Source organism: Rahnella sp. RcJ3, from assembly GCF_009498575.1.
In the GTDB taxonomy this organism is placed as follows: Bacteria; Pseudomonadota; Gammaproteobacteria; order Enterobacterales; family Enterobacteriaceae; genus Rahnella; species Rahnella aceris.
Map to the genome: position 1 here is coordinate 37741 of NZ_QSNX01000008.1, position 17752 is coordinate 55492.

Sequence of the window (17752 nt, forward strand, 5' to 3'; positions counted from 1 at the left end):
AGGGGGTTTTAAGGGCTAACATCTTGTCAAGGTATACTTCAACTTCTTGATTTTTCTTTAATACCCTACCCCAACCCTCCCCTTCGCAGGGGAGGGAGTCGACCGGATCATGCTTTGGACTTTACTCCTCAACCGGAACGATCCTCTCTGCCGGTTTCTCCAGAATCATCGTCTGCGTCTGACTCAGACTGATCCCTGCGGCCCGCAGCATTTTCAGGATTTCGTAAAGCAAATCACTGCGCGTACCGCTGACCATGCGCGGGCTGTTCACAAAACCTGTCACACTCAGCACAATCCCGGTCGGTCCCAGTTCTTTAAAGCTGACCGAAGCCGGTGGGTTTTCCAGAATGGATTCGTGCAAGTTGTAGGCTTCCAGCAGCAATGTCTTAACCTGTTCCGGGTCGATATCCAGCGGGAAGGTCAACGTGATAGTCGCCACGCCCTGCGCGTTACCCATGGTGGCGTTACGCACGTTCTGTGAAATCAATTGTGAGTTCGGCACAATCACGGTGGATTTATCGCTTAGCTGAATTTCAGTTGCACGGACATTGATACGGCGGATATCCCCTTCCACACCGCTGATACTGATCAAATCCCCCACTTTCACCGGCCGTTCGGTCAGCAGGATCAGACCGGAGATGAAGTTCTTCACAATCTCCTGCAAACCAAAACCGATACCGACCGACAAGGCACTGACGATCCACGCCAGTTTGTTCCATTCGATGCCCAGCGAAGACAGCGTCAGCAGGATGATCAGCACGTAGCCGACGTTGGTGAACAGCGTCACCAGCGAGGCACGCATGCCGCGATCCATCATGGTTTTTGGCAGGAAATCGTTATCCAGCCACCTGCGTGCGGAACGCAGAATATACCAGCCGACCACCAGACACAGCACCGCGTTGACCGCGTGCGCCGGAATGATGTTCATGCTTTCGAGACCTTTACCGCCCCAGATATCGACGATTTTTGCCAGCAGCTCCAGCGGCGTCGTCGTGCCGAAAGTACCGTTAAGCAGCGCGACGGCGGCCATCAGCAGCAGTCCGGTTTTACCGATTGCCGAGAATAACGTGGCAGCCAGTGACAGGTGACGGTCATTGACGCTCAGCGTACTTTTGAGGATTTTGCCGCTGTGCGTGGTCGGCGCAAACAGACTCTCACACAGGTCCACGACAAAGTGGATCAGCAGATACAGGCAACTGACTACCAGCCCGATCCACAGCAGTTCGAAGGTCACAAAACGCGCCAGCGGAATATAACCAATCAGCAGCGCCATCAGGATGACAAACGCCGTCAGGCTTATCACCAGATGGATAAGCCCGGCCAGCGTGGAACGTGCTTCGGTCTGTTCCCCTTCGGCCTTCATCTTGCGACGCATACGGTTGATACGCACTGGCGCGATCAGGCAGTTGAGCGCCACGAGTAACGCCGCCAGTCCGTTGCCAAATAACGTTGCTGAGACGCTGGCACCGACCAGGTTATTCAGCTGTTCGATGATACCGAACAGGAAAATAAAGCCCGCCAGCAGCACCGGGAATGATGCCAGTGTTTTTGCCAGCGGATCGGCTATGCCCGGCAGACGCCACGACGGATGGTTATTGGAAAGTAATGCAATCCCCAGACCGGCGATCACGGCAGAGAAATAGGTCAGTTCAACCAGTTGTCCGGCAAATTCCGTCACCCACGGCGAGGTATCCGGCAGACGGGTGAAAATATACCCGAGCAACTGAACACTGATGCCAAGCGTCAGGGTGGTGCTCAGCGTAGTGAAACAGGCCAGAAAACTGCGACGGAAACGCCCCTGCGGCAACCAGCGCGGCAGGATCCAGTTCATCGGTCTGTCCAGCACGCGGCGACCGGCCAGGCCAATCACCAGCGCCAGTAACAGATAAATCGCGGTGCCGATGCGCCATTCCTCGCTCCACGCCTGCATCCACGCGTCTTTAACCTGCGAACCGAAGTCATCAAAACGCGCCGCATCATCATCGTTTGGCGTAATAAGCGGTGCCCAGAAATTCCCTCCGAGAATGCTGCCGGTATTGAGCGCAATCTGGGTTTTCAGTGCATCACGACGTAATCCGGCGATTTGCGAAGACAGGTTTTGCGCGCCAAGGGAGATGGCTTTGGTCTGCTCGATTTGCGTGGTCAGCAGCGTTTTGCTGTTGTTGAGCTTATTACGCTGGCTGATCACTTGCGGCGTTTCCGTGATCGTGCCCGGTGCAGGCGCCGGACCCAACACGTCGAGCTGTGCCTGCACCTGCGCCAGATCCGGCGTCAGCGCACCCGTCAGCTTGTCGGCATCTTCGGCCAGTTTCTGCGCAGCATCAGTCAGGCCGGTAAATTTCTTGTCGGTTTTCGCCGAAGAGACCTGCTGTTTCAGCTGATCCAGACGCTTTTGTAATGCCGGTAACGCGGTCGTGACGTTCACTTTAACCGGTTGTTCCGCCGTGGCAGGCTGGCCTGTACTTTCGTCAGCCTGACTCAGCACCGGCGTTATCAGCAGACATGACAACAATGCCAGCAACAACGGCACTCTTAACATTTTTTGCATAGAAGGATGATTCCGGGAGTTCGGGAAATTATTGTTTGAAAAATCCGGCTAAGGATACGCTTTCTCGTGCCAAAAGGAGTAGGGATTTTCTGCTTCTCAGGCTGCGGTGCATAACCCTAAATCATTCGGGGTGCATCAGGGCAGCGACTGAGCAAATCCCCGGCAGCATACATAAGTATATGACCGGGGTTTGCGAACGAAGCTAACGCAGAGGCAGCCTGAGGGATGACGGTTAGTGCTGACCGAGCATCTGGCGAAGTATAGCCGCAGACTCCGCAGGCTGAAGCGCCAGAATGCCGGAGTACAGGCTGATGGAAATTTCGCACACTTTTTCGCGATCGACATCCGGTTTGGTCAGGTCATTAAACATCTGCAACTGTTCTCCGTACATACTGGCCAGGGCTTCACGCACCGGCACCATCATCTGCACCACTTTTTCCGTGCTCACAGGGGCAGGCATAACCGTTTGCCCGCTGCCGGTCGCCAGCAGTAAATCATTCATGGTGTCGAGATCTTTGCGGAACAGTTCCGGTGGCAGCACCTGTGCGGTATTCACGCCGCCGCTGACCTGCGGATAAAGGAATTTAAAGCAACTGCCGTCTTTGCGTGCCTGCAGCGTCTGCATTTCTTCCAGATTTACCTGCATCGCCTGGTTCACATTGGCGTCGGGTGCGTGGCTGATGCGTTGCGAGAGTAACAGTGACACCATTGGTTTGACGGTATCAATGGCTTCCTGCTGCGGTTTACCCTCTTTCTTCATATTCAGGATATTGCTGCGGATCTGCGCATACAGTGCCGGTTCCTGCATTCTGATGGTGTTGTACAGCGGCAATTCGGCCAGCGCCTGATCGATTTTCTGCTCTTCACTGTTACCGGCAAGACGCGGTTTGATGACGCCCCCCCACAGCAGGTTACCGCCGATGATCAACACCAGAAATAAGATCACCGCAGGTACCCGGCCAATTTTGCCTTTTTTGTGTAATGCTCCGATCAGCGAGCCAATGACCGCACCGCTGATGCCCCACACCATCACTTCATTCCAGTTCATTTTCCTTTGCCTTCAGTAAACAATTTAGTGACTTCCAATCTGTGCGACCGCATCGCGGCTGGCGTCAATACGCGCCTGCCCGTGCAGTTCGTGCAATTTGCCCTGTCGCATTTCCAGCAGACGATCGGCGTGTTCAAAATAGTGATCATCATGGCTGATTGCCAGCACGGTTTTACCCATATCACGCAATTGTGGCAACAGCTCGCGGTAGAAGGTACGGCGGAACTGGGGATCCTGATCGGCCGCCCATTCGTCGAGCAGCAGGAAATCACGCCCTTCGGCAGCGGCCAGCAACAGCGCCACCCGTTTACGCTGTCCGGCAGACAGTTGCAGATTGGTCACTTCATTGCCGTTGAACTGGAGTTTTTCTTTCATTTTCAGGCGTTGCAGCCAGTCTTCCACCAGCAGCGGGTCCGGCATCTCGCCTTGCGGACCCATGAGCTGACCGAACAGGTGGAAGTCAGTGAATACCGCCGAGAAAATCTGCCGGTATTGTTCGGCGTTTTCGGCGGTGACCGGCACGCCGTCGAGCAGGATTTGCCCGGAACGCGGCTGATACAGGCCGGTCAGCAACATCGCCATTGTCGATTTTCCGCTGCCATTGCCGCCAATCAAAAATACCAGCTCGCCACGGGTGATCGTCAGGTTCAGCGGACCGACGCCAAAACCAGCGCCCTCTTCTTTGCCTGCGTAACTGAAGGTCAGGTCGCGCAGTTCAAGGGTTTGCCACTTTTTCGCGACAATGGCGGGGGTAAAGGCTGCGTTATATTCCGCCAGTTTCAATGCTTTCAGTTTGCCAAAAGCCACCTGCGCGCTGAGCAGCGTCGGCAGCGCACCCACAGCCTGTAACATGGGCGTGCGCAGGAACAACAGCGTCAGGGAATAAGTAGCGGCAACATCGGTATCCGACCAGCCAAGCGTATTCGCCATGAAGAACACCAGGCCAATCGCGCCCAGCATCATGATATTCGACCAGTTCACGGCGCTCAGGTGGAAGGTGTCGGCGCGGATGATGTGGTGACGATATTCTTCGGCATCTTTACGGTATACATCATCAAACAGATGGCGCGCACGCTCGCGGTTCAGCGCCAGCTCTTTACGCCCTTCGATCACTTTCTGATAATCGGTTTGCAGTTTGTCTTCCGCATCACGCACTTTCGCCAGATGACGGTAAACATGCGACACCAGTTTGAAACCGCCGAAAATAGTGATCAACAGCCAGATGACCGTCACCAGCAGCATTTCCGGTGACAGCCAGGCCAGATATCCCGCACAGCCAAGGGTCAGGATAATCCCCTGCACCAGTTCCGGCAGGCGCACAAACGCCAGTGTGATGTTACGGATGTCGCTGCCCAGGCTGGCAAGCAGTTGCGCATTACCGATTTGCTCGATGCGTTCGATATCGGTATCGAGAATACGTTTAATGAACTGGCCACGCAGACGGTAAATGAAGTGATGACCGAGCACGGTCAGCGCCAGCTGAGAGCCTAACGTGACCGCCATCAGCAACAGAAGTAATCCGAGGAATTGCGGAAGAACCATCAGCGAGCCTTGGGTGGTTTCAATCAGTTTCAGATTGATAAACGCGATCAGCCCGATGCCCAGAACGGCGCTGAGCAGGCTCAGCGCCATCACCCCTAAAAACGGCCAGCGGTATTGCTTAAAGACAACACGTAACAACTCCATGAATTTTTCTCATTCTGAATGCAGGAAAATGATGCTGCACGCAGTTTAATGACACGCATTGTCATATCAAGAACAATTCTCATTTTACCCGCGTATCCTGGCGGATCACCATGCGCTCGAACTTACCGGCGACCACCAGATAGCCAAACATGCCGAGCAAACCGTGTGCGCCGACAAACCACAGCGCGAGGTTAAAGGAGCCGGTTGCCGCGACGATATAACCGATCACTACGGGCGTAATAATCCCCGCAACGTTACCCAGACAGTTAAACACCCCGCCGCTCAGGCCGATCATTTTCTCCGGCGCGGTATCTGACATCACTGCCCAGCCGATGGCCGATAAACCTTTGCCAAAAAATGCCAGCGTCATCAATGCAATCACCGCCGCATCAGTGGAAACAAAGTTCGCCATGGCCAGCATCGCGGCGAAAAACATACCCAGCACAAACGGTGTTTTACGCGCTTTTGACGGACTGACGCCGCGGCGGATCATGTAATCGGACATCACGCCACCGAGCACACCGCCTGTAAAACCGCAGATGGCCGGTAACGCCACCACCCATCCGGCTTCCATGACCGTCATCCCCCGCCCTTTGATCAGGTAAATCGGGAACCAGGTCATAAAGAAGTAACTCATCGAGGTAATGCAGTATTGCCCGATATAGATGCCCCACAGCGTGCGGCTCTGGAACAGTTGCATCACTTCACGCAGGGTGAATTTCTGGCGTGACGCGCGGCGGTTGAGTTCGAGATCCACCAGCGCACCGTTGGCGCGGATATGTTCGAGTTCAGCAGGTTTAATGTGCGGGCTGCTGTGCGGTTCTTTATAAAAGGCGAACCATAAAATCCCGGCGATCAGCCCGACCGCGCCCATCCACAGGAATACATGTTCCCAGCCGAGGGCATGAGTCAGCCACGCCATAATTGGCGTAAACACGCCAATCGCCATGTATTGTGCGGAATTAAACAGTGAAGTGGCCGTGCCGCGTTCATGGGTCGGGAACCAGCAGGCGACGATGCGCGCATTGGCGGGAAATGCCGGAGACTCCACCAGACCGAGCATAAAGCGCAGCAAGAACAGCATGATAGCCGCCGAAATCCCGCTGACGCCAAACCAGCCGACCGTGCCCTGCAGCATGGTGAAAACCGACCACAGCACCAGACTGCAACCATAGACCCGCCGTGCGCCGAATTTATCCAGCAACCAGCCACCGGGGATTTGCCCGATCATATACGCCCAGGCAAACGCCGAAAAAACCATCCCGAGCATCACCGGATCCAGGCTCAGCACCCGCGAGACTTCGGTACCGGCAATCGACAGCGTGGCACGGTCGGCGTAGTTAATCACCGTGATGGCAAAAATCATCCCGAGAACCACGTAACGAAAATGCCCCGGTTTCGCCGCCTCTGCCGCCGCTTCGCGGATAACCGGTTTTGCGTTATCTGACACATCTGTAGGGGACGTCATGTTTTCTCTCCAGACTGATGACTGCTTTCCCTGCTTTTTGTGACCGGATGCACAGTTTTTCGTGTTTCGGCCACGCTTTTTAGATCTAAAAAATTCAAATTAATTAACAGAGTAGAAACATTTGACGATACGGTCTAAGTTAAAAAGACAATGGAACAAGTCAGAAATTGAATGATTGAATTAAACCAGTTGCGTTGTTTTGTGGCGGTCGCGGAGGAATTACATTTCGGCCGCGCGGCGAAAAGATTGTTTATGACGCAGCCACCACTGAGCCGTCAGATCCAGTTGCTCGAGCATGCGTTGGGCGCGCGTTTGCTCGAACGGACCAACCGGCATGTCAGCCTGACCGCCTCCGGCAAAACTTTTTTACGTGATGCAAAACTGATCCTCGAATTTACCGGACAGGCGCAGGAGACAGTAAAGCGGGTCGAGAAAGGCGAAATTGGCCGGCTGATGCTGGGATTCACGGCGGTCAGCGGTTACTGGCAAATCCCGCAGATTATCGCGCTGGCAGCTCAGGAATTGCCGGAAATCACGCTGGTAATGAAGGAAATGGTGTCGTCAGCCCAGCTTCAGGCACTGGCGGCGCGCACGCTGGATATCGGCTTTGTGCGCCAGCCGGTGACGTTATTTCCGCTGGCCTATCATTGCGTACTGCGTGAGCCTTTATGCGTTGCGTTGCCTGCTTCATCCGCGCTGACCGCCAAACCCCGCCTCCGTCTGCGGGACTTTGCCGGACAACCTTTCATCATGTATTCCGCCAGCGAAGGAAAATACTTTTACGACTGTATCGCCGGGCTGTTTGCACAGGCCAACGTCGTGCCGCATTACGTGCAACATTGCAGCCAGACTCACACTATTCTCGGGCTGGTGCGCGCCGGTGTCGGGCTGGCGATTGTACCCGACAGTGCCCGCCAGCTGGTCTTTCCCGACATAGAATTCCGCCCGCTCAGCCATCCCGACGCCGTTGCTGAAATCCATATGGCATGGCGTCAGGACGGAGAAACACCCGCGCTGGCGGCGTTCCGGCAACTGGTTATCGCGCACTGCACGGCAAGTGGCGCAATCGCAAGAAAAAAGCTGACAGTCCGCCGCTCGCTTCCTAAACTGAGGTAATGGATAAAGAACAAGAACTTCGCCGAAGTAAACGTAACGCGCTGGGGTTGCTGCTGGTTGCCGCCGCCCTGTTTGTCATCACCCTTTTCCTGCCGCCCAACTTCTGGGTGTCCGGTCTGAAAGCCATTTCCGAGGCCGCGATGGTCGGGGCAATGGCTGACTGGTTTGCCGTCGTGGCACTGTTCCGCCGCGTGCCGGTGCCGTTTGTCGCCTCGCATACGGCGATCATCCCTAAAAACAAAGACAAGATTGCCGATAATCTGGCGGTGTTCGTGCAGGAGAAATTCCTCGCGCCCGCCACACTTATCACACTGATCCGCCAGCATGACCCGGCGCGGATGCTGACAGACTGGCTGAACGCGCCCGACAACGCACAACGGTTTGCCAAATATGCCGTGAAGATGATCCGCGGTTTTCTGGACGTCACTGACGATCAGCGCATCGCCCAGCTTATCCGCCGTGCGCTGTACCGGGTGATCGACAAAATCGACCTGTCGGCGTCGATTGCCACCTTGCTGGAAAGCCTGACCAAAAACGGCCGCCATCAGGAACTGCTGGATCAGGCGATGGATCAGCTGGAAATCCTGCTGGCAAAAGACAGCACGCGGCAGTTTATCTCCGCGCAGATTGTCGGCTGGATGAAACGCGAACATCCGCTGACCGCCAAATTACTGCCCACCGGCTGGCTGGGGCGCAACGGCGCGGATATGGTCTCCAATGCCGTGAATTCCGTGCTCGACGATATGGGCAACGATAAAACCCACGCTTTCCGCAAAGGCTTCGATCGCTCGGTACAAAGCTTTATCTGGAAGCTGCAAAATGACCCGGCGACCGCGCAGAAAGCTGAAGAGATCAAACAGTATCTGAAAGATGACGAAAAGCTGAATACGTATGTTTTGCAGCTGTGGGGCGATATGCGTAACTGGCTGAAAGAAGATTTAGAAAGCGAGGATTCGCGGGTGTTCGCCAAAGTCACCGAATCCGGGCAATGGCTGGGTAATGCGCTGGCGCAGGACGAAAAGCTGCGCCTCTCGCTGAATCAGCAGATGGAAAGTATTGCAGAGAAAGTCGCGCCGGAATTCGCCGAATTCCTGACCCGCCACATCAGCGACACAGTGAAAGGCTGGGACGCGCGCGATATGTCGCGGCAAATAGAACTGAATATCGGTAAGGATTTGCAGTTTATCCGCATCAACGGCACGCTGGTCGGTGCCTTTATCGGCCTGGTGCTTTACCTGCTGTCACAACTGCCGGTGGCGATTCCCTGGGTGATGGCGCGGATTTAAGGCGCCTGAACAACCTGTATTTTACCCCGGTTCTGGTCCTTAAAACCTCTTCTCAGACTCCCCCTCTGCAGGGGGAGTAGCAAAAAGCCAGGCCGGGAATAGCCCGACCGGCGCCCTCTCCTGCGAAGGGGAGGGTTGGGGTATTAAAGACAAATGAATGAGTTAACGTGTGCATTCGCCTTACCACCCGCATGCCTCACTTTTCCCAAAGGCACAAGCCGATAATTACTTCACAGTTTTACTGAACGCATCCACCGCCAGAATGGCATTCGCCACATCTTCGGCGGACAGGTTGTGGTTCAGATTGCCCAGCGTATCGCCCTCGCCGCCTGCCAGCGCACCCACTTTCACCAGATTGGCGAAAGATTCGTTTTCCAGATGCATTTCTTTCAGCGTGGTTGGCATTTTGATGGCGCGGTAGAAGCGCACGTATTTCGCGATTTCTTCGTCCGGACGTTGTTCCAGCACCATCTGCGTCAATGTACCGTATGCCACTTTTTCACCGTGCGTCAGGTGGTGAATATCACCAGAGATCGCAGTAAAACCATTATGGATGGCATGCGCCCCCGCCAGACCGGCATTTTCAAAGCCCAGACCGGACAGCAATGTGTTGGCTTCCACCACGGCTTCAACCGCTGGCGTCACCAGTTTCTGCTCAACTGCGGTGTAAGCACTGTAGCCGTAAGTCAGCAGCGTTTTTTCGCAGGCTTCGGCAATGGCCATCCCGGCGATAGTCGGGTCGCCGCCTACCATAGACTGGGAATGGGAACGCAATACCGCCTGCGCTTCAACAAAGGTCGCCAGGCCGTCAGCGATACCGGAGGCGAACAGGCGTACCGGTGCCTGTGCGCAAACATGAGTATCCACCAGCACCAGATCCGGGTTTTTATTGTAGAAACGGTAGGATTCGAAAACGCCTTCATCGGTGTAGATAACCGACAGCGCACTGCACGGCGCATCGGTAGAGGCCACGGTCGGCACAATCACTACGTTTTGTTTCAGTTCATCTGCAATGGCTTTAACCGTGTCGAGCGTCTTACCGCCACCGAGCCCAACCACTACCTGTGTTCCCGCATCACGGGCGATACCTGCCAGACGGGTGATTTCGCTGGCAGAGGCTTCACCGTTAAAGCGCTCGTAGTGGAATTCTACGCCCGCTTTTTTCAATGATTTCTGTACGCGGTCACCGATAATTCCCCAAACAACATCATCAGCAATCAGGAATGATTTTCCCCCCAGGTCGGGCAGATAATCCCCTAACTCATCCAGTACACCGCTGCCCTGAACGTATTTTCTTGGCGAAGAGAAGATAAATTTACTCATGATAAAAACCTCTTTTCGTTGATAATGTGAAAGTGAATAACTCTCCGAGGGTAACGCAGCATGACAGGAAGCCCAACCCTTTTAATTCACATTAACAGCATGACTCGCAAAGAATTTCTTCAATTAATGCGGAAGTTTAAAATAATAAGACAATTCATATTTGAACGATTTAATACCTCTTAATGATTATTAAAATCCGCATGATTCATCGCTGATAGATAAAGCGCAGTCTGTTAGCTTTTAACTATTGAATGCATCAATAAAAGCGACTTTCCCTTATCAGTAAACCCCGTAGAATTCATCTCATTGGCAGCACGTCGTAAGCAGTGGTCATTAGCCAGCTCGCTGTTAGCCATTCCATTAATATTTCTGAGATTAATAAGGAACAGCATGTACAACTTTCAGCGCTATAACGCCAAAGAACTGGCGCTTGCCTATATGAGCAGCAAACCACACGACTTTTCGCCGAACGAATTTTTACAACAGTTGAAAGAGATCGAGAAATCTTTCGACATGGCGCTGCGAAATCCGCAGCAGCAGCCACAGAACGGAATGTTGGTGAAGGCGTTTTGATTGCCATCTTGCCCTTCATCAGCTAAGTGCCGTGCGTTACCCTTGCTTTACCCGTGGAAGTATTTTGCACGTGCCTGTATTGGGTTCATCTGCAAAAATAAAATAGAAAAAAAGCAAAAGCCCCGAATATTCGGGGCTTTTTGTATTTATTAATGACAACTCCCCTAAATCATTCAAGTTGCAGGAAGGCGGCAAACGAACGAATCCCGATGAGCTGACTAAAGTCAGTGATTCGGGTGAGCGAATGCAGCCAACGCACCTGCGGTTTGAAGGATGACGGGGACTACTTCGTCATCTGACGGTCATCAATGTACTTGCGTTTATCCGGCGCTGGCGGGAAATACTGATACAGCCAGGTTTCAGACAGCGCAGTCTGGCCGTTGCGCAGGAACATACGCAGCTCGACCGGCGCGACTGAATCGCTGTCCGGATACCAGTCAAACAGGATGCGGTAACCGTCGAACGGCTGCACATACAAAATTTCGATGTTTTTGATTTTACCCGCCGAGACGTTGATCACCGGCTCGATCCCTTTATCAGCAAAGGCTTTCAGCTCGCCACCAATGAAATCGATAGCAAAACGACGCGCCCAGACTTGCGGATAGTTCTCACCCGGCGCCCACCCTTCCGGGAAACCGCCCATACCGGTACGTGTCGCCAGCACATTCGCCAGCGGGCTGCGGTGAGGAGGTACGGAACTCCAGTACAGCTTATAGCTGAAACTAAATTCAGCACCGGATTTCACCGGTGTTTCCGGTTGCCAGAAGCACACCACGTTATCCAGGGTTTCACCCGTAGTCGGGATTTCCATCAGATTGACGGCGCCCTTCCCCCAGTCCCCGACCGGTTCTACCCACAGGCTCGGACGCTTGTTGTACCAGCCAATCACGTCCTGATAATTATTGAATTCATGGTCGAGTTGCAACAGACCAAAACCTTTCGGGCTGTTGTCGCTGAAGGCGTTGAACTGCAATCGCTGCGGGTTGTTCAACGGGCGACAAATCCACTCACCGGTACCGGTCCACATTTCCAGGCGATCAGAGTCGTGGATTTGCGGGTGGATGGTGTCGCAACGGCCACGTTCACTGGTGCCACAACTGAACATGCTGGTCATCGGAGAAATGCCCAGTTGTTTGATATCTTCGCGGGCATGCAGATGGTTTTCAATTTCCATCACCACACGGGTCGGTTCGCAGTGGATCACGAATTTATACGCGCCGGTAATGCTCATGCCGTCCAGCAAGGCGTAAACCGTAAAAGTCGTGTCGCCAGGTTTTGGCGTATCAAACCAGAATGCGGTGAAATCAGGGAATTCTTCCGGCTGATCGGTAAAGGTATCGACCGCCACACCACGGGCTGACAGGCCATATTGGTAGGTATCATCTACTGCACGAAAATAGCTGGCACCGAGGAAGGAAACCACGTCGCGGCGCGTCAGTTCAGGGGCTTTATTGACTTTAAAACCGGCGAAACCAAGATTTGAGAAGCCTTCCAGTTGTTTGGTATCCACACCGGCATCGTGATAGTTAAACAATTCAGGGCGGAAATGGATTTCGCGCGCCATGTGTTTCACCGGATCTACAGAATACATGCGCACGCGGCGTTTGAAGCCCATGCCGACGTGAAACAGTTCCACATCAAGCTGACGGTCAGGCAGACCATTCCACAGCGAATGTGCATGATCATACTGAATCGCGTTGTAGGCCTGTGGCGTGAGTTCAGCCAGCGTCTTCGGCAACGGCTGCGGCGCGCCACCGTAGGGCTTGTCCGCCAAATCTTTCGCCATTTTTTTCAGCGCGTTGAAATCAAACGGCAATTCGCCGCCGTCTGCCACATTCGCCTCTGCCGCTTCTGCGGAACGGGTGAACAGTGTGGACATAGCCGGCACACCACACCAGGCGGCGAATGCCATAGATGCTTTAATAAATGCTCTTCGTTCCATGCCAGAATCGTTTCCTGTACTGGGCAAAAAAATCCGGGGGCTTCGTCACAAAAACGCAGTCCCCGCGTATTCAGAATTTTCGACCCTAAGGCTAACGTAAAATTCACAAGCCGAGTACAAGAAATTGAATGCATTCAGCTAATATTTTGCTTGAAAAAGTTAGCGCTTATGACAGTGCTCATCCCCCGTATGACAGGGGATGAGCCGGTTTTCAGAAACGCCGGTTTTAGCCGTAATTCCTGCCCTGTTGAGGTGCACAACCCCCCGGTGACTTTAGGAACATTCTGTTACCGGAAGGTTACTATCACTCATGATTCAGCGTGTTATCCGCGCCGGGTTAGCACGCCTTTGTGCCCGCCCTGCTATGCTGAAATCTCATCGCTTTGTGATTTTTTGTTTTACTGCATGAGGTTTCAGCATGTCCGATGAACTGATTCAGGAGAAAGCCCGTGCGCTATACGCGCAGTTAACCGGCAAAATTTCACTCCCCTGCACGCTCCATGTCAGCGGTGCCGGAAATCTTCCCTCTTATTATCCGGTAACCCCGCTGATTGCCGCCTCTGTCGCGCTGGCAGGAATCGCAGTGTCGCAACTGGTCGCCCTCAGAAACGGCAAACACGATGCCGTAACCGTGGATCGCCGTCTGGCCTCGCTGTGGTGTAAAACCAGTATCCGGCCTGACGGCTGGGAAATACCACCAGCCTGGGACAGTCTGGCGGGTGATTACGCCACGGCAGACGGCTGGATCCGTTTGCATACCAATGCCCCCGCGCACCGTAAGGTGGTTGAAACACTGCTCGGCAAAGCGGAAAACCGCGAGGCGCTGGCGCTGCGGGTGGTGATGTGGAAAAAAGCAGCACTGGAACACGCCGTGGTGCGGGCGGGTGGATGTGCCGCGCAGATGCTCAGCCCGGAAGAATGGCAGCAGCATGTTCAGGGAAAATCGCTGATAGCGGAACCTCTTTTTCAGCATGCGTTGTCCGTTAAAGTGGCACCGCCGCATTGGGAATTATCCCCGCAACAGCCGCTGGCGGGCGTGAAAGTACTCGATCTGACACGGATTATCGCCGGGCCGGTGGCGACGCGTTTTCTCGCAGGACTGGGCGCGGATGTATTACGCATTGATCCCTTTGGCTGGGATGAACCCAGTCAGGAAGCGGATGTCACGCAGGGTAAACACTGTGCGCGGCTGAACCTGCATAACCCGCAGGACCGGCACCGTTTCGAAGAATTACTGCGGGACGCGGATGTGATTGTGCATGGCTATCGCGCAGGCGCGCTGCACAAACTGGGTTACGGCAGTGAACAACGTCGCGCGATTGCGCCAGGGCTGGTGGATGTGTGCCTGAATGCCTATGGCTGGAGCGGGCCGTGGCGCGAACGGCGCGGGTTTGACAGTCTGGTGCAAATGAGCTGCGGGATCGCTGAACAGGGAATGCAGCGTTCCGGTCGTCACAAGCCTGTTCCGCTGCCGGTTCAGGCGCTGGATCACACTACCGGCTATCTGATGGCTGCGGCAGTGCTGCAGGGTTTGGCGCAACGTATGGAAACCAGTCAGGGCAGCGAATGCCGCCTTTCACTGGCACGTACCGCCCGCGAACTGATGGAAAATGGCACCTTAGCAGAAAGCGGCGAACCACTGATTGAATCCGCGGATCCGGCCGACTTTTTGCCCGAACAGGAACGTACGGTCTGGGGCAATGCCCGGCGTTTGCTTCCTCCTGTTCGTCTGGAAAATACGACATTACACTGGCGCTTCCCGGCTTCACCGCTCGGCTCTGCCCCCGCCAGCTGGCGTTAAGTCGTCAGAGAAAATGCCGCCTTGCGATACTGCAACGGCGTTTTGCCGATCATCTTTTTAAAACGGGTAATAAAATACGGCGCGTCAGTAAATCCGCATTGCAGTCCGATTTCTTCGACCGAACGGTCGGTGGAACGCAGTAATTCACATGCCCTTTTAACCCGCCGGGTGGCAAGGTAATCCTGAATGGATCCCCCGGTTTCCTGCCCGAAAACCCGCGAGATATAACTTTCTGACAACCCGATGGCCGCTGAGAGCTGCGCCAGAGAAAACTTCTGCACGTAATTTTCTTCAATCCACTGCATCACTTTAGAGGCCGTTGTCCGGCTGATGGTTTTCGGCATTGCGTCCTCTGCGGGCATAAAGGCCATCAGTTGCAAAATCAGCAGGGTAATTTCTTCCCACTGATCGGCCTGCGCTTCAGACAACTGATTGAACTGCTCGAGAATGACTTCTATATGGCTGGCATGTTCGCTGAGATCATAAATGTGTGCCGCGCGGTCGGCATCCCACAAACTTGCGAACCGTGCCCGGCGTTGCGGGAACGATTGCAGGCAGCCATCCAGCAACTGGTGGTTCAGATGAATGGTAGTGCGCAAATACAGGTTCTTTTCACCGGATTCGACAAACACTTTGTGCAGTTTAAAAGGCGGAAAGACAAACAACCGTCCCGGGCGCAACGTGTATTGCTGATTATCCACAATGACAATGCCGTAACCCTGACTGACTAAAAGTAACTCCAGACACTGATGCCAGTGGAAATAATTAGCACTCCCACGGTTCATCCGGTTAAAAGAAACCTGACGTTCATTAAGGGCAATGCGTTCCAGATAATCAGATACCGGCATTCCTGTTTTCCTCAGTTCATTTTTACGCCATTAACGGCAAGGACAACAAAACACAATTTTCAGTCAGTTTTTTATAATTTAAGCCGTTTTAATCGTGGTTTGGTAATCACAATTTCAAAAATCACGCCATTCTGTGAAGCACGTAACAATCAGCGATTTTCAGTTCTCTATATTTCACTCGCAGCACAAAGAATTGAAATAATATTTCAAATTAATAAACCCTTATTTTCTGCTTCCCTCACGTCACCGGGAGAGTTTTTATGACGCCGAAAAAAGTGAACATCAATAATCCGTTACAGACCCGCGATGATGTGCAGCATCTCTTGAAAGAATTGCTCGCGGCGGTGTCGCCTTATACGGAAGAAGGCAAAAGCGGAATCAGTCTGGGCAATTCCACCACCCATTACGGCAAAGAGATTGCCAAAATGGAAGCGCTGTCACGCATGTTGTGGGGAATATTCCCGCTGCTGGCGGGTGGCGGTGAATGTGAAGATTTGCCTTTTTATCTGAATGCCATTCGTTTCGGTACCGATCCGCAGCATCCGCAATACTGGGGAAAAATCCGTGATTTTGATCAGCGCTGTGTGGAAATGGCGGCGTTTGGCGTCGGGCTGACGCTGCTGAACAAGCAATTGTTGCAGCATTTCAGCGCGCAGGAGCAACAGAATCTGGCTGACTGGCTGAATCAGGGACGTGATGCCACCATCCCGAATAATAACTGGAATTTCTTCCCGGTCATGGTGCAGATGGGTTTTAAAGTCTCCGGATTACCCTGGGATCAGGAAGCCGTGGCGGCCCGATTTGCGCTGATGGAAGAATATTATCTGGGCGATGGCTGGTATTCCGACGGTCCCGGCAGGCCGCGTGATTACTACATTTCGATGGCGTTTCATTATTACGGGCTGCTGTATGCACAGAATATGGCCGATGTGGATGCGCCGCGTGCGGCCATGTTACGTGAACGCGCACAACGTTTCGCACAGGATTTCATTACGATGTTTTCAGCAGGCGGCGCGGCGGTGCCTTTCGGACGTAGCCTGGCTTATCGTTTTGCCGAAGCGGCGTTCTGGAGTGCGGCGGCGTACAGCAAACTGGAGGTGTTCAGCCCGGGTATTATCAAGGGGCTGATTTTGCGTCATTTGCGTCACTGGCTAAAAGAGCCGATTTTCGACCGCGACGGCGTGCTCAGCATTGGTTACCACACACCGAATCTGGTGATGGCTGAAGACTATAACGCGCCGGGTTCACCTTACTGGGCATGCAAACTGTTCCTGGTGCTGGCATTGCCGCCGGACGATGCCTTCTGGCAGGCAGAAGAAGCCCCGCTTCCCGCACTGCCCGCGGCTTACTGTATTCCTCATGCCAGTCAGATCCTGACCCGCGATACCGAAGGCCAGCATGTCGTGATGCTGACATCCGGGCAGCTTGAGCTGAATAACTTTGTGAATACCGAAGCCAAATACACCAAATTCGCCTATTCCAGCCAGTTCGGATTCACTTTAGATCGTGGCCGGTACGGGCTGAATCATGCCGGTTGCGATTCAATGCTGATGTTCTCGGAAAGTGACGGTTATTTCCGCGGACGCCGGGACTGTGCAGAGACCCGGATCACCGGCGAGATGATTTACTCCCGCTGGCTGCCGTGGCACGACGTTGCCGTGCGTACCTGGCTGATCCCCTGCGGCGACTGGCATCTGCGCGTTCATCACATCGAGAATCAGCGTCCGCTGGAGACGGCCGAAGGCGGTTTCGCGGTAATGCAGGAACCTTCAACGCAAACACAGCTGTCGGCAGAAAAACATGGTGTGACAGTCACGGCACGCAACGGCGTCAGCCGGATTGTCGCACTTGAAGAAAGCGAACCACGTGAAGCCTCCGCCGTTATCACCCCGCCCAACAGCAGCATTATGTTCGCCGAAACCGCCGCCATTCCGGTGCTGAAATCGTCACTGCCTGCCGGTTCTCACTGGCTGATATGCGCCGTATGTGCGTCTGCTACCCGTGATATCAGCGCGCTGGCCGGGCCGGAAGTCAGTCGTCAGGGGCAACAATTGCGCTGGCAATATCAGGGTAACAGCGGGCACATCACGTTAGGTTAATCCTCAGGATCCGT

12 protein-coding genes are annotated in these 17752 nt (G+C 53.9%); 5 read left to right on the top strand and 7 right to left on the bottom strand.

Annotated features, from left to right (window positions below; genetic code table 11):
* Positions 1–121: 121 nt before the first annotated feature.
* From DXU84_RS12130 to DXU84_RS12145, 4 genes are all read right to left on the bottom strand, one after another.
* The gene (locus DXU84_RS12130) at positions 122–2548 is read right to left on the bottom strand and encodes a DUF3772 domain-containing protein (RefSeq protein ID WP_013575264.1); all 2427 of its coding nucleotides are present in this window, start codon (positions 2546–2548) and stop codon (positions 122–124) included.
* Positions 2549–2780: 232 nt separating this feature from the next.
* Entirely contained in the window at positions 2781–3596 is an 816-nt protein-coding gene (locus DXU84_RS12135; RefSeq protein WP_037034743.1) for a hypothetical protein, read from the bottom strand.
* A gap of 24 nt (positions 3597–3620) precedes the next feature.
* Positions 3621–5282 carry a multidrug ABC transporter permease/ATP-binding protein gene (locus tag DXU84_RS12140; protein WP_037034745.1) on the bottom strand — a complete coding sequence of 554 codons (1662 nt, stop codon included), beginning with the start codon at positions 5280–5282 and terminating at the stop codon, positions 3621–3623.
* Positions 5283–5361: 79 nt separating this feature from the next.
* Positions 5362–6750, bottom strand: a complete 1389-nt coding sequence (locus DXU84_RS12145) for an MFS transporter (protein WP_153375848.1) — start codon at positions 6748–6750, stop codon at positions 5362–5364.
* Between the two features lie 171 nt (positions 6751–6921).
* On the opposite strand from DXU84_RS12145, the gene DXU84_RS12150 reads away from it, so the two are divergent.
* Positions 6922–7866: a LysR substrate-binding domain-containing protein gene (locus DXU84_RS12150; protein ID WP_153375850.1), complete on the top strand. Its 945-nt coding sequence runs from the start codon at positions 6922–6924 to the stop codon at positions 7864–7866.
* A complete protein-coding gene (locus tag DXU84_RS12155; RefSeq protein ID WP_112197693.1) occupies positions 7866–9152 on the top strand; it encodes a DUF445 domain-containing protein in 1287 nt (428 codons plus the stop codon). Before DXU84_RS12150 ends, DXU84_RS12155 begins: the two co-directional genes overlap by 1 nt.
* Before the next feature lie 225 nt (positions 9153–9377).
* On the opposite strand, the gene DXU84_RS12160 is transcribed toward DXU84_RS12155, so the two are convergent.
* Positions 9378–10475, bottom strand: a complete 1098-nt coding sequence (locus tag DXU84_RS12160) for a glycerol dehydrogenase (RefSeq protein WP_013575258.1) — start codon at positions 10473–10475, stop codon at positions 9378–9380.
* Positions 10476–10865: 390 nt separating this feature from the next.
* On the opposite strand from DXU84_RS12160, the gene DXU84_RS12165 reads away from it, so the two are divergent.
* Positions 10866–11048, top strand: a complete 183-nt coding sequence (locus DXU84_RS12165) for a hypothetical protein (protein WP_013575257.1) — start codon at positions 10866–10868, stop codon at positions 11046–11048.
* Between the two features lie 283 nt (positions 11049–11331).
* Here the strand turns inward: DXU84_RS12165 and DXU84_RS12170 are convergent, their stop codons facing one another.
* Positions 11332–12990, bottom strand: a complete 1659-nt coding sequence (locus DXU84_RS12170; RefSeq protein WP_013575256.1) for a glucan biosynthesis protein D — start codon at positions 12988–12990, stop codon at positions 11332–11334.
* Positions 12991–13408: 418 nt separating this feature from the next.
* Here DXU84_RS12170 and DXU84_RS12175 point away from each other — a divergent pair, with 418 nt between their 5' ends.
* Positions 13409–14791, top strand: coding sequence for a CoA transferase (locus DXU84_RS12175; RefSeq protein ID WP_153375852.1), 1383 nt, complete (start codon positions 13409–13411; stop codon positions 14789–14791).
* On the opposite strand, the gene DXU84_RS12180 is transcribed toward DXU84_RS12175, so the two are convergent.
* Positions 14788–15639 carry an AraC family transcriptional regulator gene (locus DXU84_RS12180; RefSeq protein WP_153375854.1) on the bottom strand — a complete coding sequence of 284 codons (852 nt, stop codon included), beginning with the start codon at positions 15637–15639 and terminating at the stop codon, positions 14788–14790. The two genes, DXU84_RS12175 and DXU84_RS12180, sit on opposite strands and share 4 nt — an antisense overlap.
* Positions 15640–15899: 260 nt before the next feature.
* Here DXU84_RS12180 and DXU84_RS12185 point away from each other — a divergent pair, with 260 nt between their 5' ends.
* Positions 15900–17738 carry a DUF2264 domain-containing protein gene (locus DXU84_RS12185; protein ID WP_015689858.1) on the top strand — a complete coding sequence of 613 codons (1839 nt, stop codon included), beginning with the start codon at positions 15900–15902 and terminating at the stop codon, positions 17736–17738.
* Positions 17739–17752: the final 14 nt, after the last annotated feature.